At 43.9% G+C, this 2,205-nt stretch carries 1 protein-coding gene and 1 pseudogene; both read right to left on the bottom strand.

The window, feature by feature from the left end:
- Positions 1-645: pseudogene (locus O59_RS19065) on the bottom strand (hypothetical protein); the annotation flags it as partial.
- A gap of 426 nt (positions 646-1,071) precedes the next feature.
- Positions 1,072-2,205: hypothetical protein (locus O59_RS19060; protein WP_040393510.1), on the bottom strand; the 1,134-nt coding region annotated here is incomplete at its 5' end.

Below are 2,205 nucleotides of genomic sequence, written 5' to 3'. Positions count from 1 at the left end.
CTCACTGTTAATCGCATATTCACCACCAGTGACAGTGATGGGCACGGCCGCATCAATGCCAGTGACCGTAATTGCACCGGAGGTATACACCGTATCGAGCGCAGCATCAGTTACGGGCTCAAAACTAAAAGCCTCCGGCGTGGTATCGGCCTTGGTAGTCACACTGAAGCTCGCACTCACTCCGCCAACAGTCACCGTCGCACTGGAAGTAGTACTGTGCACCGCCGACGCGGTCAATCGCACGGCGAGTGTTTGTCCATTACTGACTTGACCATCGATCGCGGTAAACGCAGTGCCATCAATAGAATATTCCCCACCCGTAACACTCACGGTGGTGAGAGTGTTAATACCGGAAATGGTTACAGCCTCAGAAGGCGTTACTGCAGAGAACTCCACGCCAGTAACAGAGTTAAAGCTAAAGCTATTGGGAATAGTATCGGGAAGCGGAATAGAAGAGGCACTGCTGCTACTCGGGGCAATGCTACTGACACCCACCGAACTGCTGATACCAGCAGTACTGTTACTGGATCGTGAGGCCGTTGTGTTATCGCCTCCCCCACCACCTCCGCCGCAAGCGACAAGTGCAGTGAAGCCCAGGAGTAAAACGGTTCGGGAGAATACGCGGTGCAGTGTAGCTATCGTCATGATAGTAATGATTCCTTTGCGATAAAGAGAGGAGCTATCGAATGAAGCGGTGTGTTTAAAAAGGCGCGGATTTTACCTGCTAGCAATAAGCCTTGGCTGTAGGAAATTGACTATACATGGCGCTTTTTTAGACATTTTGTGACCCGGTTTTATTTTTAGGAGTGAAAATGATGACAATTGATGTTTTTGGCGCCAGTTTTACAGCGCTCGAACAGTTGTGATTTCTAGTGGATTTTTTTGAGATCGTGTTAATGGGTATCGTATTGCGGATTAGAATTGCGACGCGCTATTGGTCAGTCTCTGAGCCGAAATGAAAATATATTTGGGAGCGAGATGATACACGTTGCTAACGTATATGGTTTTTGGAGATTGCCAGTTCAGCGAGCACTTGGTAGTGCTCGCTGAATTGTTTAGGACGTTTAGCTATCAGCGGTTATTTTTTGATTTTGAAAGGATTACTTTTGCGCCTGTTTCAGTATCAACTATGATAATAGATTTCCGTCGCTCGTCAGCAATATAAAGATGCCCTTTAACTCCATCGGTATCCATATCAATAGATCCAACTTCGTTTCTAACAATACCCTGTTGATTGAAAGAAATATCACTGAATATTTTTCGATTCATCGTTTCTTGGTCGAGAGTAAATATTCTGCTGGACCAATACTCAAATACGAAAAATTTGTTTGCATTTGGATCTTTAACCATAGTTGATAATACTGGCATATCCCGAAAGCCAACTCCTCCGTAAAGATCTCCGGTACCGATGGTATTATCGGACAATATTTTTCGAGTGCCATCCAATGCACTCACACTAATGATCTGGCCACCGAAATCACTATTGAGATCGCTACCAGGCACTAAATAATTGTCTCCATCCGATAGAATAGATTCGCTAACCTGAAAAGACGGCAGTTGATCTACAGCAGATATAGTAGAAAATATTTTAGTGTCCAACGCAAACGAAATTATTTTTCCTGATGCTTCAGATTCTCTACGTTCTAATAATACTAATCGGTTTCGACCATTGTTTCTGTCAAGCACAATGGCTGGTATTGTGGTAACAGAACCTTCAACCCTATAAGTACCAATTAAACTACCATCACTTAAATTGAACTCATATAAATTACCACTACATACCCCAAAGATATGTTTACTTAAGGGATCAATTGTTAATCCAAACAGGCTGCAGTCAGGGGATGTAAAAGCAATTGATCTACGCCCTGTTGCTAAATCAACGGCTATGACATTTTGATCGCCACCATAGGATGACGCAACAAGCACTCGATTACGTCCATCATAAGTGTCAAAAACAAGACTCACCGCATAATCAAACTGATTCACCTCATCCGGGAATGCACTCAAGACATCGGCCTGCCGAATAGTGACCTTATTAGCATCCTCGTTCGGAATCGTATTGTCGTTCTCATCTGTTGCAATCACTTTAATTTCATTTTCTGCAAGCGCAGTTAGTGGGATATCAGCTGTCCAGCTGGAAAAATCTTTTACTCCGTCTATTTCCGCTTTCGGCGTTACCTCAAACTCGGTTGATGCAATCGTTTG

This window comes from Cellvibrio sp. BR (genome assembly GCF_000263355.1).
In the GTDB taxonomy this organism is placed as follows: Bacteria; Pseudomonadota; Gammaproteobacteria; order Pseudomonadales; family Cellvibrionaceae; genus Cellvibrio.
Note: the sequence above shows the minus strand (reverse complement) of the source record. Positions and strands in the feature narration are given on the sequence as shown.